Annotated in this window: 18 protein-coding genes; 7 read left to right on the forward strand and 11 right to left on the reverse strand. The window is 69.4% G+C overall.

The window, feature by feature from the left end; all coding sequences use genetic code 11:
• Window positions 1-31: 31 nt before the first annotated feature.
• On the reverse strand, window positions 32-2,029 hold the full coding sequence (locus BLV57_RS04655) for a phosphocholine-specific phospholipase C (RefSeq protein WP_091286953.1): 1,998 nt from the start codon (window positions 2,027-2,029) through the stop codon (window positions 32-34).
• 142 nt (window positions 2,030-2,171) lie between these two features.
• Between BLV57_RS04655 and BLV57_RS04660 the strand changes: the two genes are divergently transcribed.
• Both BLV57_RS04660 and BLV57_RS04665 read left to right on the forward strand, forming a co-directional pair.
• Window positions 2,172-3,110 (forward strand): helix-turn-helix domain-containing protein, encoded by a 939-nt coding sequence (locus BLV57_RS04660; protein WP_091286955.1) that lies wholly within the window; start codon window positions 2,172-2,174, stop codon window positions 3,108-3,110.
• Window positions 3,111-3,199: 89 nt separating this feature from the next.
• A complete protein-coding gene (locus BLV57_RS04665; RefSeq protein WP_245757148.1) occupies window positions 3,200-5,014 on the forward strand; it encodes a fibronectin type III domain-containing protein in 1,815 nt (604 codons plus the stop codon).
• 44 nt (window positions 5,015-5,058) lie between these two features.
• On the opposite strand, the gene BLV57_RS04670 is transcribed toward BLV57_RS04665, so the two are convergent.
• Both BLV57_RS04670 and BLV57_RS04675 read right to left on the reverse strand, forming a co-directional pair.
• The gene (locus BLV57_RS04670; protein ID WP_091286956.1) at window positions 5,059-5,328 is read right to left on the reverse strand and encodes a hypothetical protein; all 270 of its coding nucleotides are present in this window, start codon (window positions 5,326-5,328) and stop codon (window positions 5,059-5,061) included.
• Window positions 5,329-5,433: 105 nt separating this feature from the next.
• On the reverse strand, window positions 5,434-6,264 hold the full coding sequence (locus tag BLV57_RS04675; RefSeq protein ID WP_245757149.1) for a helix-turn-helix transcriptional regulator: 831 nt from the start codon (window positions 6,262-6,264) through the stop codon (window positions 5,434-5,436).
• Between the two features lie 140 nt (window positions 6,265-6,404).
• Here BLV57_RS04675 and BLV57_RS04680 point away from each other — a divergent pair, with 140 nt between their 5' ends.
• Entirely contained in the window at window positions 6,405-7,268 is an 864-nt protein-coding gene (locus BLV57_RS04680; protein WP_091286959.1) for an oxidoreductase, read from the forward strand.
• On the opposite strand, the gene BLV57_RS04685 is transcribed toward BLV57_RS04680, so the two are convergent.
• Together BLV57_RS04685 and BLV57_RS04690 are read right to left on the reverse strand one after the other, a co-directional pair.
• Window positions 7,265-9,841, reverse strand: coding sequence for a P-loop NTPase fold protein (locus BLV57_RS04685; protein WP_176968492.1), 2,577 nt, complete (start codon window positions 9,839-9,841; stop codon window positions 7,265-7,267). The two genes, BLV57_RS04680 and BLV57_RS04685, sit on opposite strands and share 4 nt — an antisense overlap.
• Window positions 9,838-13,842, reverse strand: coding sequence for an NACHT and WD40 repeat domain-containing protein (locus tag BLV57_RS04690; protein WP_091286963.1), 4,005 nt, complete (start codon window positions 13,840-13,842; stop codon window positions 9,838-9,840). The genes BLV57_RS04685 and BLV57_RS04690 overlap by 4 nt, the downstream gene beginning before the upstream one ends.
• 153 nt (window positions 13,843-13,995) lie before the next feature.
• Between BLV57_RS04690 and BLV57_RS04695 the strand changes: the two genes are divergently transcribed.
• Window positions 13,996-15,432: a glycoside hydrolase family 76 protein gene (locus BLV57_RS04695; protein ID WP_425425960.1), complete on the forward strand. Its 1,437-nt coding sequence runs from the start codon at window positions 13,996-13,998 to the stop codon at window positions 15,430-15,432.
• 383 nt (window positions 15,433-15,815) lie between these two features.
• Here BLV57_RS04695 and BLV57_RS04700 read toward each other — a convergent pair whose 3' ends face one another.
• Both BLV57_RS04700 and BLV57_RS04705 read right to left on the reverse strand, forming a co-directional pair.
• Window positions 15,816-16,835: a helix-turn-helix transcriptional regulator gene (locus BLV57_RS04700; protein ID WP_091286966.1), complete on the reverse strand. Its 1,020-nt coding sequence runs from the start codon at window positions 16,833-16,835 to the stop codon at window positions 15,816-15,818.
• Between the two features lie 73 nt (window positions 16,836-16,908).
• Window positions 16,909-17,415: a LuxR C-terminal-related transcriptional regulator gene (locus BLV57_RS04705; protein ID WP_091286968.1), complete on the reverse strand. Its 507-nt coding sequence runs from the start codon at window positions 17,413-17,415 to the stop codon at window positions 16,909-16,911.
• 109 nt (window positions 17,416-17,524) lie between these two features.
• Between BLV57_RS04705 and BLV57_RS04710 the strand changes: the two genes are divergently transcribed.
• Entirely contained in the window at window positions 17,525-17,911 is a 387-nt protein-coding gene (locus tag BLV57_RS04710; RefSeq protein ID WP_091286970.1) for a hypothetical protein, read from the forward strand.
• Between the two features lie 58 nt (window positions 17,912-17,969).
• On the opposite strand, the gene BLV57_RS04715 is transcribed toward BLV57_RS04710, so the two are convergent.
• From BLV57_RS04715 to BLV57_RS04730, 4 genes are all read right to left on the reverse strand, one after another.
• Window positions 17,970-18,464: a LysM peptidoglycan-binding domain-containing protein gene (locus BLV57_RS04715; protein ID WP_091286973.1), complete on the reverse strand. Its 495-nt coding sequence runs from the start codon at window positions 18,462-18,464 to the stop codon at window positions 17,970-17,972.
• A 95-nt stretch (window positions 18,465-18,559) separates the two neighbouring features.
• Window positions 18,560-19,906, reverse strand: coding sequence for a diacylglycerol/lipid kinase family protein (locus BLV57_RS04720; RefSeq protein WP_091286975.1), 1,347 nt, complete (start codon window positions 19,904-19,906; stop codon window positions 18,560-18,562).
• The gene (locus tag BLV57_RS04725; RefSeq protein WP_091286978.1) at window positions 19,903-20,145 is read right to left on the reverse strand and encodes a LapA family protein; all 243 of its coding nucleotides are present in this window, start codon (window positions 20,143-20,145) and stop codon (window positions 19,903-19,905) included. The genes BLV57_RS04720 and BLV57_RS04725 overlap by 4 nt, the downstream gene beginning before the upstream one ends.
• Window positions 20,142-20,555, reverse strand: coding sequence for a DUF7144 family membrane protein (locus BLV57_RS04730; protein WP_245757150.1), 414 nt, complete (start codon window positions 20,553-20,555; stop codon window positions 20,142-20,144). Before BLV57_RS04730 ends, BLV57_RS04725 begins: the two co-directional genes overlap by 4 nt.
• 112 nt (window positions 20,556-20,667) lie before the next feature.
• Here BLV57_RS04730 and BLV57_RS04735 point away from each other — a divergent pair, with 112 nt between their 5' ends.
• Both BLV57_RS04735 and BLV57_RS04740 read left to right on the forward strand, forming a co-directional pair.
• Window positions 20,668-21,150 (forward strand): hypothetical protein, encoded by a 483-nt coding sequence (locus tag BLV57_RS04735; protein ID WP_091286981.1) that lies wholly within the window; start codon window positions 20,668-20,670, stop codon window positions 21,148-21,150.
• A 12-nt stretch (window positions 21,151-21,162) separates the two neighbouring features.
• Complete coding sequence (locus BLV57_RS04740) at window positions 21,163-22,071, forward strand: polyphosphate kinase 2 family protein (RefSeq protein WP_091286984.1); 909 nt, start codon at window positions 21,163-21,165, stop codon at window positions 22,069-22,071.
• Window positions 22,072-22,085: the final 14 nt, after the last annotated feature.

Consider the following 22,085-nt stretch of genomic DNA (forward strand, 5'->3'; position numbering starts at 1 on the left):
GGTTCTAACCGGCCGCAACGCTCACGAGCCCTTAGCCGGTGACGCTCGGCGCCCCGGTCTCGATGTGCCCGGCGAACCGCCGCGACCAGCCCCCGTCCGCGGCCGTGGTGACCGTGAAGTCGTACCAGCCACCGTTGTACGCGACCGCGTTGAAGTAGTCACTCCCGGTCGTCCCGGCGGCGACCGTGTACGTCCACGGGCCGTCGCTCCGGTAGTTGTTCGACGTCACAGTGAACGTCGTCGACGCCGCCGAGTCGTTGACGAAATCCAGCCACAGCGCCAATTTCCCGGTGCTCTCGGTGACCGCGATCCGCGAGCGCGCCTCCAGCTTCTTGCTCGCGTTACCGCGCACCCGGCGCAGGAACCGGTTCGGCCCCACCACCGTGAAGTCGTAGTTCCCGTCACCGAACCCGCTGCCGCAGTTGAAGAAGTCCGTCGTCGGGGCGCCGGGCGCTACCGTGTACTGCCACGGCCCGCCACTGCGGAAAGCGTTGGCGTACACCGAGAAATGCGCGGACTTCTTCGCCTGCGGGCCATCGTTGGCCATCGTGATGTTGAGCTTGATCTCGCCGTTCGCCCCGTAGACCCACGACGAGATCGACGCGTTCGCCTGATACGGCAACGCCCGCGCCGGTTTCGTGCCCGGCTCCTGCGGCGGCAGCGCGTTGTTCTGCGGCGTCGGGTTCGGCAGGGGAGCGCACGTGCCGCCCGAGATCGGCGGCCCCGGCGTCGGCAGCGACGGCAGCCCGTACACCGGGTTCGCGAAGTCGAACGCCGAGGTCAGGTCCCCGCACACCGACCGGCGCCACGCGCTGATCGTCTGGCACTTCGCCGGTTTGCCGATCGCGGCCGACCAGGTCTCCAGGAACCGGATCACCGAGGTGTGGTCGAACACCTCCGAATCGACCCAGCCGCCCCGGCTCCACGGCGACATCACGATCATCGGCACCCGGAACCCCAGCCCCACCGGCGTCCCGCTGACGAACTCATCGGCCGTGCCCGCCGCGGGCGAAGGCGGCGGCACATGGTCGAAGAAACCGTCGTTCTCGTCGTAGTTCAGGAACACCGCGGTGCTGTTGAACGTGTCGGCGTCGGCGGCGAGCGCCTTGAGCAGGCCGCTGACGAACCGCTCGCCGTTGACCGGCGGCCCGATCGGGTGCTCGGAGGTGATCTGATCGGTCACCACCCACGACACCTGCGGCAGCGTGCCACCCACCGCGGCCGCCTTGATCGCCGCGAGGATGTCGTCAGGAGTGTTGCCCGTGACCGCCGGGACACTGGCCATGCCCCGGTCGTACAGCTGCGAACCGGGCTGCGCGTTCGCGAACTGCTTGAAATACGCGAGCCCGTTGTCGCCGTAGTTGTTCTTCGCGTTCTGGAACACCCGCCAGGTGATGCCCGCGTTCTGCAACACCTCGGCATAGGTCTGCCAGGTCAGCCCCGACTCCTCGCCACCGTCCTTCGCGGGCGCGCCATACCGGCCAGCCGCGTCGATCATGCCGCTGAACAGGAACGTCCGATTCGGACCCGTCGCGGTCAGCCCGGAGCAGTGATAGGCGTCGCAGATCGTGTACGCGTCGGCCAGCGCGTAGTGGAACGGCAGGTCGGTCCGGTCGAGATAGCCGAGGCAGCCGATCTTGTTCTTCGACGCCATCCAATGGTCGAGCTTGCCCTGGTTCCACGCGCCGTGCTGATCACTCCACGAATGCGCGATGTCGCCCTGGCACTGCGCGAGCGTCTCGGCGTTGCCACCCGGCCCGCGCAGCGCGAACGGATACTGCCTGCCGAGCCCATTGGGCTGGTTGAACACCGAAAACCCGCCCGGCAGCTGGATGGTGGCGCGGTCGGCGAACCCGCGCACCCCCTTCATGGTGCCGAAATAGTGGTCGAAACTGCGGTTCTCCTGCATCAGGATCACGATGTGCTTGACGTCGGCGATGGTGCCCGTCATGGCCGCCTGGGGCAATGACGGCGCCAGCGCCGCCGCCCCGGTCGCCGCCAAGAACGTCCGCCTGCTCACTTCCGCCATCGCGAAGCCTCCTCGTCCCGGAAAACGCCTCGCACAGTGGACCGGAGCCCACGGGCCCTGTCTACGAACTTTCGATGTGAGCTAAGTGAAGCTCTTAACTGTTAACGCTTGGTCATCGATCAAGGCGGATCTACGATCAGGCATGACGAGCGGCCGAGCGGGCCAGGCGCCCGAGTTCGAGCGGTTGCTGCGGACGGGGCCGTTCGCCGACGCGCTGCGCGAGGCCATCAAGGCACGCGGGCTCAGCCTCGACCGGCTCCGCGAGCACCTGCACGCCCGCGGCGTCTCCATCACCGCCGCGACACTGAGCTATTGGCAATCCGGGCGCAGCAGGCCCGAGCGCCGCGACTCCGTGCTCGGGCTCCGGCACCTGGAACAGCTGCTCGAAGTGCCACCGGGTTCGCTGATCGCGCTGCTCGGCCCACCCCGCGCGCGAGGCAGATGGCCTGGCCGCGCGGACGACGGACTGCCCGAGATCGGGCGGTTCTGGCCCGACCGCGGCCGGATCGACGCGGCCGTCAGCGACGTCGACACCCGCTGGGACGAGCGGCTCACCAGGATCAGCCAGCACGACGTGGTCACCGTCGGGCCCGGCCGCGAAGAACTCGCCATCCGGTCACGGCAGGTGCTGCGCGCCGAAGCCGACGGCCCCGACCGCTGGGTGGTCATCCTGCACATCGACGAGCACGACCGGCCACTGCCCGCGCTGCGGTCACTGCGCGGCTGCCGCCCCGGCCGCAGCGTGCACCGGCCCGAAGACGGCCTGCTCGTCGTCGAGCTGCTCTTCGAACACCCACTCGCGCGCGGCGAGACCGTGCTCACCGAGCACACCCTCGTCAACCGCAGGCCCTGCCCGGAAGCGACCAACTACGAACGCAAATTCCGGCTCCCGGTCCGCGAGTACGTCCTCGAGATCCGCTTCTCGCCCAAGGCCGTCCCAGTGCGCTGCCGCCGCTATTCCGAAGTGGACGGTCACCCCGCCGAATCGGCGGAAGTGGTTCCGGGCAACGGTTCCGTGCACGGCGTCGCGCTCAACTTCGGGCCAGGCCGCTACGGGTTCGACTGGAAGTGGGACGAGTAGCTCTTAATTGTTAACTACTCGCGGATCTACAATTCCGGCGTTCCCGGGAATTACCTTCAGCGCATCTGATTCCGATTCAAGGAGTGAGCATGCGCCGTCGCAGCACTTTCGTCTCCCTCATGAGCGTCGCCGCGCTCGGGCTCGGCCTGCACCCGGCCGACGCCGCACCGCCGCCGGGCCCCGCGCTACCCCAGGCCGCGGTCGACGGCGTGGCCGCCGCGTTCGGCCTCACCGCCGACCAGGCACGCGCCCAGCTCACCGCCCAGGACAACGCCCACCGCGTGGCCGCCGCGCTGCCCGCGGCGCTGCGCGCGGAGTCGGCCGGGCACTGGTTCGACGCCGCCACCGGCAAGCTGACACTGGCCGTCACCACCCCCGCGGCGGCCGACGCGGCCCGCGCGAGCGGCGCCGAAGCCAAGCTCGTCACCAGAACCCAGGCCGACCTCGACCGCACCGACGACGCCGTCCGCGCCCTCGTCGGCACCGGCGTTCCCGGGGTGTTCGGCTGGGGCATCGACGTGCGCGACAACAGCGTCGGCGTGTCCGTCGACCGCTCGCGCACGACCGCCGCGACCGACAGCTTCCTCTACCGGGCCAAGGAACTCGGCGTCCGGATCACCGAGACGACCTCATCGCCGCAGCAGCAGTCCGGCACCATCCAGACCGGCAGCCCGTGGTGGCCGGGCGGCGAGAGCAACTGCTCGGTCGGCTTCGCGGTGACCGATTCCGCGGGCGCCAAGCACTTCCTCACCGCCGGGCACTGCACCAACGACCGCGACCAGGCCGCGTACGGCGCTTCCGGCCAGCAGAACCGCATCGGCACCTCGAACGTCGGCGGCACGCACAGCGTCAACGCCCGCGAAGGCGACATGGGCGTGGTCGCGGTGACCGAGGCGGGCTGGAACCTCTCCGCCGCGGTCAACACCTGGGGCGAGCCCGCGATCACCGTCACCGGCCAGGCCGAGGCCATGGTCGGCGACCGCGTCTGCCACTCCGGCAACACCTCGCACTGGAAGTGCGGCGAGGTCAAGTACACGCACAAGTCCGTCGACTACGGCGGCGGGCTCATCATCGAAGACCTCACCTGGACCACCGCCTGCTCACTCGGCGGCGACTCGGGCGGCGGCTGGCTGCTCGGCAGCAAGGCCACCGGCCTGCACGACGGCGGCCCCTCGCAGTGCGTCGAAAACCCCAGCGACGGCGACATGTCCCTCTTCCAGCCCGTCGCCGAAGCGCTGAACAAGTGGCAGCTCAAGCTCGTCACCGGCGGCGGCGAAGACGACACCACCCCGCCGAGCACGCCCGCCAACCCGCGCGCCACCGGCACCACCGCGAACAGCGTCTCCCTCGCCTGGGACGCCGCGACGGACAACGTCGGCGTCACCGGCTACGACGTCTACAACGGCTCCACGCTGGCGACCTCGTCCGCCGGCACCACCGCCACGGTCACCGGCCTGAACCCCGACACCGCCTACACGTTCACCATCAAGGCCCGCGACGCCGCGGGCAACCTCTCACCCGCGAGCACCCCGGTGTCCGCCCGCACCCAGGCCGGGGGAGGCCGCACCCTGAGCAATGGCACCGACTACCCGATCCGCGACTATCAGCAGATCTTCAGCCCGATCACCTCGACACTGACCGGGCAGGCGGCCACCCCGCTCACCGTCGCGGTGACCATCGACCACACCTGCGCCGAAGACCTCGGCCTCACCCTGCTCGACCCGAAAGGCAAGGGCTACCCGCTCAAGTACAGCGGCGGCGCCACCTGCACCGCCTGGACCGGCGTCCGCACCTTCACCGTGCCCAACGCGTCGTCCCCGGCGGGCGGGCGCTGGCAGCTGCGGGTGACCGACTACGGGCCTGGTGACACCGGCGTCCTGGACAGCTGGTCCGTCACCCTCTGAGGGGGGTCGTGAGTGTTGCGGCCGGTTAGAACCGGCCGCAACACTCACGACTGGCGTCGGCGGCCCCTGGTCGCGGGCGGCCACTCGGCCTTGTTCTCCGCCGCGGCCACCACCCGGTGCACGACCACCTCGTTGTCGTTGGTGCGCCGCATGTTCTGGTCGTAGATCAGGAACTCGCCGGCCGGATCGAGCTCGAGCGTGCTGCCTTCCTGAGGTGTCGGGATCACGACGTGGGTGACCGTGTGCCGCTCCTGCCGGTCGTCGCTGTCCACGCACACGAGCACGGGAAGTCGGTAGCGAACCCAGCGGCGCATATGGCGTACTCCCCAAGAATGATTTCCGGCTGAACTCTCGGAGAAAATCGTAACCCAATTCTTGAGCGGTCAATATCTGCAAATGCGGACGCACTTGCATTAGCATCATCCGTTTTCGGAAATCCCGATCTCGGCAAAAGACCCAAGTAGAGCGAGCGATTGGGCGCTTTCGGACCCCGGCTCCGCGTGGTAGATGACCAGCAGCTGGCCATCGGAGTCACCGATGGCTAGTTTCTCCCGCCGCAACTCGAGCATCCCGACCTCCGGATGCAGCATCCGCGCTGGCCCGCCGCTCAGCGGCTTGACGTCATGACGCGCCCACAGCGTCCGGAAACGCTGGCTGGCCAGCGAAAGCTCACCGACCAGCTGGGTGATCCGCGGATCGTCGACCCCGGTCCCGATCGACGACCGGAACGCCGCCACCATGCCCGCGGTCGCCTGCTCCCACTCGGGATACAGCTCCCGCTCGGCCGGATCGAGGAACACCGCGCGCAGCCGGTTCATCCCCGGCGCCATGGTGGGGGAGAGCGCGGTCGCGAGCCGGTTCGCCGCCAGCACCTCGAACAGGCGGTTCTCCACGAACGCGGGCAACCCGATCGTGTCGAGCAGCTGCCGCACCCCGGTGGGCACCACCTCACGGCGCGGCCGCCGCGGCGCCGCACGGGCCGTCGACAGGCTCAGCAGGTACTCGGTCGCGGCCGCGTCGAGCCCGTACACCCTGGCGAGCGCCTCGAGCACCTGCGGCGAAGGGTTGCGGTCGCGGCCCTGTTCCAGGCGCAGGTAGTAGTCGGCGCTGATCCCGGCCAGCGTCGCGACCTCCTCGCGGCGCAGCCCCGGCGTGCGCCGCACCCCGGTGACCCGCAGGCCCGCGTCCGCCGGGTCGACCAGCTCGCGCCGCGCCCGCAGGTACTCGCCGAGCGCGTTCGAACCGGTCACGACCCCAACTATAGGTTCGGCGCGGCGGCGCTGCCTGGTCCCGTCACCCCCAGGATGCGCGGGGCACTGCCTGCGCGGCGGGCGCCAGTGCATCGTGAGAGGGTGCTCGCGGCACCCAGGCCGCGAGCTGGAAGGAACCGATGTCATCCCACGACCTGCCCGGCGGCACCTACCGCATGGGCGATCTCGAACTCACCCGTGTCGGCTACGGCGCGATGCAGCTGGCCGGACCCGGCGTGTTCGGCCCGCCGAAGGACCGCGACGCGGCGATCGCCGTGCTGCGCACCGCCGTCGAACTCGGCGTCAACCACATCGACACCGCCGACTTCTACGGCCCGCACGTCACCAACGAGATCATCCGCGAGGCGCTCGCCCCGTACCCCGACGACGTGCACATCGTCACCAAGGTCGGCGCCCGACGCGACGAGCAGGGCGGCTGGCCGCACGCCCGTACCCCCGACGAGCTGCGCGCCCAGGTCCACGACAACCTGCGCCGCCTCGGCCTCGACCAGATGGCCGTGGTCAACCTCCGCGTCGGCGGCTTCGACACCCCCGAGCCCGGCTCGCTCGCCGCGCAGTTCGAGGCACTCGCCGAGCTGCGGCAGCAAGGCCTCATCCGCCACCTCGGCCTCAGCACGGTCAACGCCGACCAGCTCGCCGAAGCCCAGTCGATCGCCCCGGTCGTCTGCGTGCAGAACATGTACAACGTCGCCCGCCGCGACGACGACGCGCTCGTCGACCTCACCGCGAGCCAGGACATCGCGTTCGTCCCGTACTTCCCGCTGGGCGGCTTCAGCCCCCTGCAGTCCGACGCGCTGCACGCCGTCGCGGACCGCCTCGAGGCGACCCCGATGTCGGTCGCGCTCGCCTGGCTGCTGCACCGCTCGCCGAACATGATGCTCATCCCCGGCACGTCGTCGGTCGAGCACCTGCGGGAGAACGTCGCGGGCGCCGGACTCGAACTCGCGGCCGACGCGCTCGCCGAACTGGACAAGATCGGCTAGCGGGAGAACCGGAACCGGGCCACGAGCTCGATCCAGTCCCGGAACGGGGCCAGATCGAGCTCGGCACGGTCCGGCTTCTCGGCGATCCAGCGCTCCAGCACCGGAATCGGCCGGTCCGCCAGTGCTTTGCCGAGCGTTCCGTCCTCGGGCGTGATCCGGGACAGCAGGTCTTCGACGACACCCGGGTGCCAGGTGACCAGCGCGATCAGCACCGCGAGCTGCCGGTCATCGGGGATCGACCAGCCGCGTGCGACGCTCATGGACTTCACGAGCAGGTAGGTGTTGACGAAGCGCTTGATCGCGCGGGGCGTGTCGCCGAGCAGCCCGGCGGCGTCCTCGACCCCCTTGAGCTCCCGAGCGGTCAAGGTGAGCCCGGTCGCCGTCAACCCCGAGGTCTCGTCCCGGCGCGCACCGGACAGCGAAGCCACCCGCTGGGCGAAAACCGCGAAGTCGGCAGGCTGCAGCTCGGCTCCCTGCTCGGGTTCCGCATCGCTCACCCGCGGCTCGGCGGCGAGGCTCGGCGCGAGCAGCGCACGCAGCATGTCCTGCCGCGTGCCGGCGCCGAGCGGCCGTACCCAGAACGGGACCTGGAAGATCTTCTCCAGATAGGCGTCCGGGGACGCGCCATCCCCGCCGAGCTGCGCGTAGTGTTTCTCGAGCGAGCTGGTGAGCCAGCGCGAGTCGACCGCGACCACCACCACGAACAGCGGGAACGCGAGCAGCAGGTGCACCGCTTCGAGCACCTTCACCACCAGCTCGGGCGGGCAGCGGTCAAGATCGTCGATGTAGAGGACGATCCGGTCGATCGCGTAGTCCTCCGGCACCGGCTCGCCTGCCGGGTTGTCCCGATGCGCGGCGACGAGCCGGGACAGCCGCTCCAGGTCTCGGCGTACCAGCGCGGGCACACCGAGATGACTGCGGTAATCCTCACTCGCGAGCCGGTCGGTGATGAAGTCACTGAGCACCCGGCGCGGAGTCATCGCGGCGAGCTCGGCCTTCAGCCCGACGACCTTGCTTGCCAGCTCTTGTTCCTGACAGGTGGCACTGTCCAATGCGGACTGTGCTTCGGTCAGTGTGGTTTCCGCTTCCTTGATCTCCTGCTCGAACCGCTCGCGTTGCTCCGCCTCGGCCTGCGCGAGTTCCGTCTGCGCTTGGGCGATCTTGCTCGTCGCGCTGGTCACGGCGCCGGTGCCGAGCTTGAGATACCCGATGACCGAGGCCAGCACGGAGCTGATGGTCGCCGCGACCCCGGCGAGCGCGTCCGCGTGCCGCACCGCGAAACCCACGATCACCGGAAGCACGAGCAACGCGCCGACCGCGCCCGCATACCGCCACCCGCCGGTGCGCAACGGCGCCAGTACGGTTCCGGCCGCCCCCAACGCTTTCCGCGCGTTCCCCAGCTCCGCGGCGAGTTCTTCGGCCCGCTCACCCACCACGTCGATTCCGGCCTTCGCCGCGGCTTCGGAGATCTTCTCGCGAAGCTCAGCGGACGGTTTCCAGGCCGCGAAAGGGTTTTTCTCGCGCGCTCTCGCCAGTCCGGCGAGCGCGTCTCGCTGCTCCTGTTCTTTCAGCGCGACGGTACGTTGCGCTGCTTCGAGTTCCTTCTTGAGGGCAGCCCGGTCTTCTACGGCCATACCGTGCTCGGTCTCGGCGTCGCGGATCTTGCCGACCCAGAACTGTTGCCGCTGCCCGAGCAGATCATCGCTGTCGTCACCGGAACGCCGCAGATTACGGAACAGATGTTCCAGGAGGCTCGCCCACAGATCACCCCCGACGTACTGCCACGCGTTGAACTCGACCTGCACGACATGCCGCAGGAACGTGTCCTCGGCCGCGTCCCGCGCGATCGTGCCGACACGGTCCCGCAGCCCCCGCAAGAAGTAGCTCTTCCCGGACCCCCAATCCCCGAACAACCCGATCGCCAGCGGCGGCACCAGCTGCCGCGACGCGATGAGGTTGGCGAAGGCGTTGATCTCCTCGGTCACCCCGACCAGATCCGCCGTGTCCCGGCGCGGCTGATCCGGCAGATACGCCGGCAGCCGCACCCGGGCGCCCGCACCGGGAAACCGTTCGCGCAGCAGCTCGGCCAGCGGGATCCGGCTGGCGAGGTGCTCGCGGTAGGCCGTGATCACCTCCCACAGGTCGACGCCCCTGGCCGCCAGCAACTGCGCCAGCCGGACCCCGAACTCATCGCTCGCCCTGAGCAGCGCGCCGAAAAGCTCACGCACCGAGATCAGCTTGCCCGGGCCCGCGAGGGTGGCTGTCGCGTCCTTGAGCGCGTCGGCGACCGGTGGGTTCTCCGGCACGCGGTCGACCAGCGTCAGTAGCTCGGCCGGGTCCAGCGGTCGCGGCATGGGGGAGAGCAGCGCGCCGACGGGAATGCCGAAATGGTGGAGGAACACCCGTGCGGGACTCTCGTGCAGATCCGCGAGGAGAATCCCGACCAGCAACTCACGCGAGCCCACGTGCGGCCGCTCGCCGGACTTGGTCCAGGCGAGACCGGCCGCTTCGGCCCAGCGCAGAGCCGCACGCGCGGGGGCGTCCGGACGCCATTTGGCGCTCGGCTCGTTCACGGCAGCCTGGCCAGCGCTCGGGCTTCCATCGGCAGGTCCTCGAGTTCCGCGGGATCGAACCGGCATAGCCCCGTCGTCCACCAGAACCCGGCTGGATCACCTTCGTAGAGGTAGCCCGTGGCTTCGGGGAGCGCGGCAATCCAGCCACCGTGGTTACCTACGAACAGCTTCAGCAGAGCGCCGGTTCGGGGATCCCACAGCCGCACGGCGCCGTCGTCGCTCGCGGCGGCGAGCCAGCGGCCATCGGGGTCCGCCGCCAAAGCCCGTACCGCACTGGGGCTGCCACGCATGACCCGGAGGGGCGGCTGTGAACCCTTAGTGCGCCAGAGGCGGATGCACCCGTCCGCACTTGCCGAAGCAAGCCAGGAGCCATCCGGTGCCGCCGCCAGCGCGAACACTCTCCCGCCGCTGTGGTTCAGCCGGAGTAGTTCACTGCCGCTCGCGGGGTCATGGATCCGAATGATCTCGCTTGTACCCGCGGAAGCCAGCCAAGTACCGTCCGGGGCCACCGCCAGTGCGTATAAGGGGCCAACGCCGGCCGCGAGCGTCCAGAGTTCATCGCCGGTGCCAGGGTCGCGCGAGTGGATCACGCCGTCGATACCGGCGGAAGCGAGCCAGCGCCCGGCGGGATCGAAGACCAAGGCGCACACTCTTTTCTCATGCCTTTGCAGAGTCCGGAGATGCTCGCTTGTGGGCAGACGGCGCAGCAGGACCCTGTGGGTGGAATCGGCGACAGCCGCCGAGTTCCCGTCCGGCGCCACTGCGAGCACCGGCTTCCTGGCGCGGTACCGACCTGCGCTGTCGAGGACTTCCCCCAGGTGATATCCGACCTGAACCGCCACGCCTTGCGTGTCCTCGACGGCGAAAGCCAACCGCCTTTGCATGTCCCCCGCGAAGGTGACCGCCATGCCGATCATCTGTTCAACGCAGTAGCCGTCGTTCGCGTCGAACTGCAGAATCGTGTCCCTGGTGCCGATCGTGAGCAACGGGGGCTCAGTGGTGATCGCGAGTCCATCGACCGGCACTACGCCGTCCTGGATACCAGGCAGCGATTCCGCTGTCTCGGGATCCCATCGTTGCAGGGTGCCGTCGCTAGATACCAAGGCGAGCCAGGAGCCGTCGGCCGCGGCGGTCACCGCGGGAGAATTCTTCAGCGAGGTGCGAATGACCTGCCCGACACTGCCGGTGCGCGGGAACAGGAGCCGGATCTCGCCTCCGCCGGTGGCAGCCAGATACCGCCCATCGGCGCTGGTGGTCAATGCCTCGACAGCGGTCGTGAGCCTCCGCCCACTGAACGAGGTCAGCTGCCGTGCGCTCGGGACAGAGAGGTCCCACACCTGGACGGTGCCGTCGGCGTGACCGGTGGCCACCCAGTCGCCCTGGGGAGCAATCGCCAAGGCCCTCACGTTCTTGCCGTCGCGTGGCAGAGTGTGCACCAGCTCGAACCACTGGGTACCGAGATGCCAGACCTCAGTGGCGGCGTGGCGACAGGACAACACCAGCTTGGCACCATCCGCGGACACCGCCATCGCCTCGACCTGACCGGTCGAGCCGCGAATCTCGGCCTCGTGGGTGCCGGTGCGGGGATCCCAGAACCTGACAGGATCCCGTCGACCGGCCGTCGCCAACCACCGGCCACTCGGCTCGGCCGCCAGCACCGAGATCGCAGCGGCCTGGGAAGGCAGGCGGCACAGCAACTCGCCGGTCTCCGGGCGCCAGATCCGGACCGAGCCACTGGTGCTCGCCGCGGCCACCCACGAACCGTCCAAGGGCACGGCCACAGCGTCGATCGGTCTCGTGCCGCCCATGAGTGTGCGCACCTGTCTACCGGTGGCCGCCTCCCACAACCGCACCGCACCATCACGGTGGCCCGTCACGAGGATGTCTCCGAACGTCGCGAGTGCGCTGATCTGCGAACGACCGCTGACCTCGGGTGTCAGGGTCGCGCCCGGCAGCGCCGCGCCGAAAGTGCTGGCGCCGGCCAACTCGCTCTCATCCACGACGGCGCCGAGGAGGACAGCTCGATCCAGCTTCGCGCCGTCGAGCTTCGCGCCCGTGAGATTCGCACCCGCGAGCCACGCGCCGGTCAGATCCGCGCCGGTCAGATCGGCGCCGGTCAGGTCCGCGCCCGCCAGTCGCGCGTTGACCAGCTGCGCTCCGCTGAGGTCGGCGCCCGTCATGATGCCGGACAGGACTGCGCCTTCCAGCAACGCATTGGCCAGCCTCGCATGCGTAAGGTCCTCCTGGGACAAATCCGCGCCCCGCAGATCCTGCCCGGTGTAGTCGACCTGCACGGCCTGATTGGTGCGGCGCAACAACAGCGCCGCGTTCGTCGTGGCCTTCGGCCCGGTCGCGTCGCCGTCCCACTCGACTGTCGCGCGTGCCCAGCCCGCGATCCGTTCGGTGCCGGCGAGGTCGCACAGGAAGTCGGCCACCAGTGGGCTCAGGGCGGTTTCCCCCAGCAGCAAGCAGGTGCGGCCCACGATGAGGTCGTCGCGGATCGCGTCCGCCACGAACCACTCCAGCACCGATCGGTGGATGAAGGCGAACTCACCGGTGTCGGTGCGGACGAGCACCGTGCTGGACCCGATGGCGTGCGCGGCTTCGCCCGGCTGGGTCTGCCACGTGCTCAGCTCGGCGATGCCCTCGGCGAACTCGCCGAGTTCGGACAGGGGAATGCTGTCCCGGCCGGACCGCCACATCAGGACCGCGAGTGCCCGCACGGCGGTGTGGCGGGTATAGGCGGTCAGCGGGTCGGCGGCGCCCGGCGCGCTTTGCCTGGTCACCTCGTGCGCGAGCCAATCCGCGAGCAGGATCCCGTACAGCCTGCCCGCCGTCATCGGCTCGAAGCTGGCACCCGCCTTGACCAGGCGGGTGATGCTGTCGCGGCGCGCCATCATGAACGTGAGCATGCGCGGGTTGGCGGCCAGCTCGGGCAGGTTGGGCACGGCTTCGAGGTCGCGGAGGAAGTCGGCGGCCGCGGCGTCGTCGAGGGTCTTGCCGACGAGGTCGCGGCGTTGCTGCGGGTCGAGGGGGACCAGGCGCATGATGCGGGCGCCGGGCAGGGCGCGTGCGTCGCGGCCGAGTTCGTTGAGCACCTCGCTGTCGGTGGCGAAATGCTGGTGCCTGCTGGTGACGACGATCTTCGCGGAGCCGTCGGCGGCTTGGCGCAGGGTGTCGAAGTGCTGTTTGACGCGGTCGTAGGTGGGGCGCTGGGCGAGTTCGTCGAAGCCGTCGAAGAGGAGGACGATCCGGCCTTCGCGCAACAGGTAGCGGAACGAGTTCGCGTGGAAGGAGTCGTCGGGGCGATGCCGGGCCAGGTGCTGGCCGAGCAGCTCGTCGAGGGTGCGTCCTTTTTCCAGGTCGCGCATGGTCACGAGCACTGGGACCAGGTCGTCGTGCTTTGCCAGCACCTGGGCCAGCACGCGGACGAGGAACGTCTTGCCGGTGCCGAAATCGCCCAGTACCAGCACGAACCGCGGGCCGTCGGTGTCCAGCCAGCTCAGGATCTGCTTGGCGGCGGTGACTTCGCCCGGCTCCTGGCCGAGCAATGCCCAGCGTTTGTCCACGTGCTGGTGCAGCGGATACGCGCCGTCCTGCGTCAGCCTGCCGGTCTGGGCGGCGAGGTAGCCGGTGGAGTTCCACAGCAGGTCCTGGTACTCGCGGAACGACCGGACGGCGAGATACGACCGGGCGGCGGCGTCCTCGACCTCCGGTGCGGGTGGTTCACCCAGATAGACCAATTCGCGGACGCGGGCTTCGGGGTGTTCGTCGAAAAGCCTGGTGAACGCGTCGACGGTGGCGAGATCGAGGGTGCCCTCGTGGGCGCCCATGAACACGTGCCTGGTGAGTTTCGCGTCCACATAGGACACTCGGACGTAGTGGAGCCCGTCCGCGAGCTCCTCGCGCGCGTCGATGTCCGGGTGATCGCGTTTGGCCCAGTAAAGCCTGCAGACCTCGCCGACGCGGGCCAGCAGGTCTTCGGGGTCGCCAGGTTCCACGGTTCCTCCCTCACCGAGGGAGAGAGCTTAAACCGCTGATTTTGTCCACGTTTGTCTGGACCAATATCGGCATTCGTATTGACACTGCGCCAGTCGCGGACACACGCTGATTTCACTTCAAGGGGGTCATCGGTGAAGGTTCTGCTGGCGGTTCTGGCGATACTCCTGTCCACGACGTCCACCGCGCACGCGGACGAGACCACCACGACCCCGTCGCCACCCGCCGAACTTGCCGCCATCTGCAACAAGCGGTGTGACGGCGCGGATCCGGCGACCTCGCCCGGTGATCGCAGGCCGGTGTCGGTGACGCTGTTCTCCCGGGCGATCGCACTGCATTTCGACGACGCCGACGCCATGGGCTGGGCGACGATCGACCACGGCAGCCCCGGTGACGAGATCTGGCTGGACCGCTCGTTCGACGGCGGCCGGAGCTGGGCGTCCGGCTCACGGCTGGGCAGCACCAAGATCCCGGCGGGCGCCACCGGCTGGCGGACCGGGATGTACAACAATGACGACTGGAACAACCAGGGCGTCGGTGCGCTGCGCGCCTGCGGCAAGGCGGGCGATCGCGTCGAGATCGCGTGCACCGCGTGGGCGCGCAGCACCTGGAACGCGGGGGACCGGCGGACGGCCGCGGCCACCGCGCAGATGATGTTCTACAACAAGGGAACCGGCCTGTTCGACACCACCGGCTGGTGGAACTCGGCCAACGCGCTCACCGCGCTGATCCGGAACATGCAGGTCACCGGCCTCGGCAGCTACCGCTACGCCATCGCGCGCACCTACGACCTCAACCTCGGCAAGGCGTTCGGCCAGTTCCGCAACGAGTACATCGACGACACCGGCTGGTGGGGCCTGGCCTGGATCGCCGCCTACGACGTCACCGGCGACCGCCGCTACCTGACCACCGCCCGCGCCGACGCCGACCACATGGCCGCCTACTGGGACGGCACCTGCGGCGGCGGGGTCTGGTGGAGCACCGCGCGCACCTACAAGAACGCCATCGCCAACTCTCTCTACATCGAGCTCAACGCCGCGCTGCACAACCGCATCGGCGGCGACACCGTCTACTTAGGACGCGCGAAGGCCGGTTGGACCTGGTTCCAGGGCACCGGCATGGTCAACGGATCCTCGCTGGTCAACGACGGTGTCGACCTCGGTACCTGCCGCAACAACGGCAGCGCCGTCTGGTCCTACAACCAAGGCGTCCTGATCCACGCGCTCACCGAGCTGCATCGCGCCACCCGGGAAAGCGCCCTGCTCGCCACAGCCCGCAAACTCGGCGATGCGAACGTCACGGCCTCCGCTTTGAACACGAGCGACGGCATCCTTCGCGACCCGTGCGAAGGCGGTGACTGCGGCGCCGACGGGCCGTCGTTCAAAGGCGCGGACGTGCGGGGACTGGCGGCGCTGAACGCCGCCTTGGCGGACCATCCGTACACGGCGTACCTGAAACGCCAGGCCGACCGGGCCTACTCGGTCGACCGCAACGCGCTCGATCAGTACGGCCTGCACTGGTACGCCGCCATCGACGCGATCGACGCGGCCCGCCAGCAGAGCGCGCTCGACCTCATGAACGCCGCGCCGTAGCTGGTCGTGAGTGGACGAATCTGGACGTTGTGCGGCCAGATCCTTCCGTTCGCCGCGGCTAGCCACCTGCGGGCAAGGTCAAGCAAGTTGACTGAGGGGGAAATGGGTCGTTCAACGCCTCAAATCCCCCTCAGTCAACTTGCTTGACTTGTGGGGGCCGGGGGTCGTGAGCGTTCCGGCCGGTTCTAACCGGCCTAAACACTCACGACCCCCAGTCTGCAGGGCCGAGTTGAGTGCGCTTCGGAGCGAAACGGCACAGCAGGGCATGTCCGTGAGCCTTCATCCACGTCGGATTGGGCGAGGAAGACCCTCACCCAGCAAGCGGCGATCACGCCACATTTGGCCTTCCGAGCAGTAACCGGACACAACACTCACGACCCGGTTCAGCCGGTGACCGCGGTGACCAGCTCGTCCCGCCCGCCGGCGCCGGTCTTGCGGAAGATGGCCTTGAGATGGTCGTTGACCGTGTAAGGCGAGACGCCCAGCCTGCCCGCGATCCGCTTCGGCGGCGCGCCGTCGAGCACCTCGGTGAGCACCTGGCGTTCGCGGGCGGTGATGCCGTACCAGTCGCAGAACACCGGTAGCAGCTGCTTGCCGGACGCCGCCTCGATGACCATCGCGACTTCGCCCGTTTCGGGGAGGAGTTCCGCGTGGAAACCGGTCCACCGCCCGTAGGTCACCGAGGGCCCGTAGACGGTGCTCGGCACCGCGTGGGGGTCGCGGGCGCGCATCGCCAGCCCGGCGAAGAACAGCTCGCCCATCCAGGCTGGAACCCCGCGCTCGCGGCTCAGCTGTTCCTTCCAGCGGTAAGCCTGCGGGGTCGCCGTCTTGACGCGGTTGTCGGGTCCCATGATCACCACACCCGGCGGCAGCGCGGGTGCTCCGGACTGCAGCGGGACGGCCATGACGTACCCGCGCAGCGCCGCGATCAGCTCCGGCGTCAAGTCCAGCACGCGGCGGGCGTCCACCGCGTCGAACGGACGGCCGCCGAGCTCACGTGCCAGTGTCAGCACGCCCCACACCCCGCGCCCGTCCCGCAGCACCAGCCTCAGTTCACAGCCGACGCCGTGCTCGGCGAGCAGTCGCTGGGCGCCGTGATCGCCGACGCCGAGCATGGCGACCGGCACCGGCCGCCGGGCGATCGCGTCGACCGCCCATGGGTCGTCGCCGAGGAAATAGCGGTTCTGCAGTTCCACCACGAGCGCGGGCTCGTAGCCGTGCCAGAACCCGAACGAGCCCATGTCCCAGCCGGGGGCCGGGTTGCTGCCCGCCAGCCGCACGGCGTCGTGCGCCACCACCGGCGCGAGTGCCCGCGAGATCAGCTCGGCCGTCTCCACCGCGCTCGCCCCTTGCCGGGCGGAGGCGGCGAACTCCCGCGCGAGGCGGTCCCCCGATCGAGTCACGAGGTCAAGTCTGGCCGCTCGTTTCCCAGCGCCGCAACGCGAATTGTCCCAAGCTGCCCGATCGGGCAGCGCCTCAGGCGACCTGCGGCTTGTCCCGCCCGAAACCGGCCGCGCGCGCCCGTGTGATCGCGTCAGCGCGGCTGGTGAAGCGGTAGCGCGCGAAGATCGCGCTGAGATGGTTGCGCACCGTCTTCGGCGCCAGCCGCAGCTGCCGCGCGATCACGGCGTTGTCCATGCCGGCGGCCAGCAGATCGAGCACGGCGCGCTGCCGGGCCGTCAGCTCGTCGAACGACTCCGGCGCCGAAAGCAGGTTCGCGAGCCGGTCGGCGATCGGCGGCGCGAGCACCAGCCCGCCCGCGTCCACCGCACGGACGGCCCGCGCCACGTCGTCGCGATCCGCGGTGTCGAGCAGGTAGCCGTGCGCGCCCGCCCGCAGCGCCGCGAGCACGGACTCGTCGTCACACCGCGGCGCGACCACCAGTACCCGCGCGCCCGGCGCCGCGCGCACCCGCTCGGCGATCAGCGCGAGCCCATCCGCGCCCGGATCGCACACCAGCACTGTCGTCCCTGCCGCACCCATGTATCGCAGCGTCGCGGGAGCGGAACGTGCGCGGTATCCCGAAACCTGGGGATACCGCCTGGGCGGGATCTGGGCGGCGCCTGGGCATTGGCATGATCACAATCCGGACATGAAGAACTATTCGAAAGCTCGTCGTCTCGTCCCGGCGCTGCTGCTGGCCATGATCGCCTCGCTCTTCGGCGCCGTCGCCCCGGCCGCGCAGGCCGAGCCCAACGGCTCCTACATGGAGTGCAGTATGCACGGCTGGGTGCGCAGCGTGAATGACCCTGGCGACTGCTACGACGGCGTCATCTCGGTGAAGAGCACCCGTGACAACTCGATCTACTACAAGCTCGACGTCTTCAAGGCCCGCTGGAACTACGGCCCGTCGACCACCTGGGAGAGCCTTTACAAGGGCTGCACCTCCCACTGGATCTGCAGTGCCGTCGCCACCACGGTCCTCGGCAAGTTCATCAAACCCCTGAAGCTCCTTTGGGCATTCCTCAAGCGTCAATGAGCCGACATATGCGGAAACCCCCTCCGGCTGATCGAAGGGGGTTTCCAGCTATCACCTGTCAGTCGCCTTGGGGCACGCGGATGAGGTCACCCGGGTGGATGAGGTTCGGATCGGTGATCGTGTCGGGGTTCGCCGCGACCAAGCGGTGGTAAAGAGTGGCATTGCCGTAGTACTTGGCCGAGATGCCCGACAGCGTCTCACCGGGCACCACCACGTGCTCGAGGTAGGCGCGGTAGCCCGGAACGATCATCGGGCCGAAGACGACCGGCACGATCACCTTGTCCAGCTCCGAACCGTCATTCCCGGAGGTGTGGAACAACTCCACGGACAACCGGTCCAGCTTGAAACTCGCGCCGCCGACATCGACGGTGATCTGGAACTGGCCGTGCCCGCCCCCGCCGTCACCGGCCAGGAAGGAGCCGGTCACCTCGTCGTGCCCGTCGTGGATACGGTAGTTGAAATTCGCTTCGAACGCTCCGCCCGCTATTCCCGCGACCTGGATGAAGTTGTCGACCAAGTCGTGCGTTCGAGGTTGCTCGAGATAAATCGTCAAGGCTCGCCCCTTTTTTTGCCCATTGGTCGGATAACGACTCGCGATAGCGATAATGATCGATATCCGCCGTGCTCGCGGATAGAGGAATTGGGCCTCTATCGGGGCGCCGTTGGCCCTGGCCGGGCCTCGGTGATGACGTGAAAGAGCGCGACGATCGTGGCCGGCGTTCCCGGTGGGAGCAGGGCCGAGGGGGACGCGCCGGGTGCGTGGCGCGGGATGCGGACCCGCAACGCGCCCGGCAGGATCCGGAAACGCAGTGGCGGCGCGAGCCGCGCCGCTTCGCCGTCGACGCCCGCCTCGACGAGGGGACATTCCGAGTCGACCACGAAATCCCGCGCCGACCACGACCGGTATCCGGGGAACCGGGAGAGCCGGCCGGCGACCTCGGCCGAGATCAGCGCGGGGACGTCGGCGGCCCGGTTCACCGTCACCGTGACGATGCCGAGGGCCCCGGCGTCGAGACGCTCGCGGGTGCCGAATCCGCTCAGATGCTCGAGGCGGTACGGGTCGTTGGAGACGAGCAGGAGATCGGCCGACTCACGGCGGGTGCCGTCGGGCAGTGCGAAGCGCAGGTCCGGGCGCCGGGAGTCGGGACCGAGGAGGTCGGGTAGCCGCCGCACCACCGTCGCCGCCTTGGCGTCACGGTAGTCGGGCGACTGGACGACGGTCGCGTACACACCGAGCGAGACGTTGTTGACGAAGACGCGGCCGTTGAGTTCGGCGAGGTCGACGCGTCGTTCCACGGCGTCGCCGAACGCGGCCAGTGACCCGGGCACATCGTCGCGGTCCAGGCCGAGGTCGAGCGCGAAGTGGTTCCGGGTGCCCGCCGGGACACAGACGAACGCCACGCCGTGGCGGCGGGCCACGTCGGCGACCACCGCCTGGGAACCGTCGCCACCCGCCATGCCGAGCACGTCCGCTCCGTCCGTGACTGCCTGCTCGGCCAGCGCGCGCAGATCGTCGCCCGGCCGCAGCTCGATGGGCACGATCCCGGCCACGCGGGCTTTGTCCGCCAGCTTGAACCGGGCGGCCCGGCCGCCGCCGGAGCGCGGGTTCAGCAACAGCACGCCGTGACGGGCCTGCGCGGTCCGGCGGACGGTGCCCACGGGCGCCTGGCCCAGCGCGGCCCTCGCCGCGCCCGCGGAGAACACGACAAGCATGGCCACCACGGCGAACCACAGGTAGGCGCGTACATCCGGCAGCGCGGCGGTGGCTGTCAACGCGAGCACGGCGAGCACGGCGGCCGGAATACGGCGCCATCCGCGCCGGATCAGCGCCGCCCACGCGGCGGCGACCGCGCAGCCGACGAGCACGACGGCGGCGATCAGCTCGAGCGGATCGCGCACCAGCACGACGAGCGTCAGCACAGGCGCCGCGACGCCGCAGGCCAGCGCGGTGAACGCGAAACCGCGCCGGGCCGCGGGAGAACGGACGGCCGTCACCGCGTGGTGCCCCGGACGAGCAGGATCCCGACGAGCAGCCCGATCACGCACACCCCGGCCAGCGCGGCCCAGAGCGGTCCGCTGATCGTCGTGGTGAACACGCGGATGTCGACGGTTTGGCGGTTCTGCAGGATGAACGTCACGCCGACCGCGGCCAGCGCCGCCGCGAGAATCAGCTTGACCGGGACCTTTCGCTTGGCCCGCGCCGGTTTCGGGGCGCCGCCGGGGCGCGGTGTCACCGGTACTCCGCGGGATGGGTCACGACCGCCCAGATCACCAGCACGTCGAGCGCGATGACGATGGCCGACCGGAGCGGGGACGTGTCCAGGAAAAGCAGATGCGACAAGGCGTTGAAGCACGCCAGCAGCACCGCGACCACCCGCGCCCAGGTCGCTCCCGTCCCGAGCGCGACACCGATCCCGACCGCGAACAGGCCGACAGCGAGGTGAAGCCAGCCCCAGCCGGTGAGGTCGATGAGCCAGGTCCCCTCGGGGCCGACGACGTAATGCTCGTCCGCGACCAGCGCGACGACCCCCATGACCGCCGTGAACAGCCCGGCGAGGATCACCATGAGCCCGGCGAACACCAGCCAGCCCTCGTCGGCCCGGCTGGACGCTCGTGGGGTGCTCGGTAAGTACTGCTCGGACATCGCCGCCTCCAATCCGGAAAACCTGGCTGCCAGCGTGCTCTACCGGGCGGCGTCGTTTCCTCGCCTGTCGCGGGTGATGCGTGCCAGGCCGCCGCGCTCCTAACGTCGCGGCATGCGGATCGCCGGGCGCCGCCGAGCGGCGGGGATATACGGGGCGATCGTCACCGCGGCCATCCTGACCGCGGCCGGCGGTCAGCTGCCCACCGTGCCGCTCGCGATCGCGGTCGTGGTCACGCTCCTGGTCTATTGGACGGCCGAGGAGTACGCGGAACTGCTCGGCGAGCACGTGCACGACGGCAGGGTTCCCGGCAGGGCGCAGATCGCCGCCGAGCTGCGGGCCAGCTGGCCGATGGTGACGGCCTCCTACGGCCCGCTCGCGGTCCTGCTGCTCGTCCGGCTGGCCGGCGCCGAGCCGATGACCGCGGCCAACGCCGGGCTGACCGCGGCGGTGGTGCTGCTGGTGTGCCACGCGTGGTCGGCCGCACGGGCCGCCCGGCTGCGCGGGCCAGCGCTGATCGGGGCGACCTGCGCGGCCGGGCTGCTCGGCGTCGTGATGATCCTGATGAAGAACTTCGTCCTGGTTCGCTTGCACTGAGCAGGAGGGGAAATGAACGACGAACGAGCCGAGCGGATAGCGGACTTCATCCAGCCGCTGCGCGTCGATCCGGGCTCGAAGGTGCGGCTCGCCAGGGATTTCGACCCCGCGTTCAAAGCCGGGGTCACGAAGAAGCGCGACGGCCGCGAGCTGCTGCGCACCGGGGTCGAACTGCTCGCCGAGTACCAGCGCAAGCTGGCCGCCGAGAAGACCCGAGGGGTGTTGTTGTGCCTGCAGGCGCTCGACGCCGCTGGCAAGGACGGCACGATCCGGCACGTGATGAGCGGGGTCAACCCGCAGGGCGTGAAGGTGAGCAGCTTCAAGGTGCCCTCGGCCGAGGAGCTCGACCACGACTACCTGTGGCGCTACGCGTGCCGGCTGCCCGCGCGCGGTGAGATCGGGATCTTCAACCGCTCGCACTACGAGGAGGTCCTCGTGGTCCGGGTGCACCCGCAGAACCTGGACCGGCAACGCTTTCCCGGGCACAAAGACCTCTGGACCATGCGCTACCGCGAGATCAACGACTGGGAGCGGTACCTCACCGAAAACGGGATCGCCGTGGTGAAGCTCTTCCTCAACCTGTCGTGGGAGGAACAGCGCGAGCGGTTCCTGAAACGGATCGACACGCCCGACCGGAACTGGAAGTTCTCCGCCGCCGACATCCGGGAACGGCGTTTCTGGCAGGACTATCAGCTCGCGTTCTCCGAGATGCTGTCGGCGACGAGCAAACCCTGGGCGCCGTGGTACGTGATCCCGGCCGACCGGAAATGGTTCGCGCGCCTGAGCGCAGGAGCGGTGCTGGCACACACGTTGGTGCGACTCGATCCCCGGTACCCGACTGTGAGCGAGGACGCCCGCGACGAACTGGGCAAGGCCTGGGTGGAGCTCGAAGCCGAAGACAAGCCTCCGGCCCGCGCTTGAGACGAGGTGGCGAG

Source organism: Amycolatopsis xylanica (genome assembly GCF_900107045.1).
Lineage (GTDB): Bacteria > Actinomycetota > Actinomycetes > Mycobacteriales > Pseudonocardiaceae > Amycolatopsis > Amycolatopsis xylanica.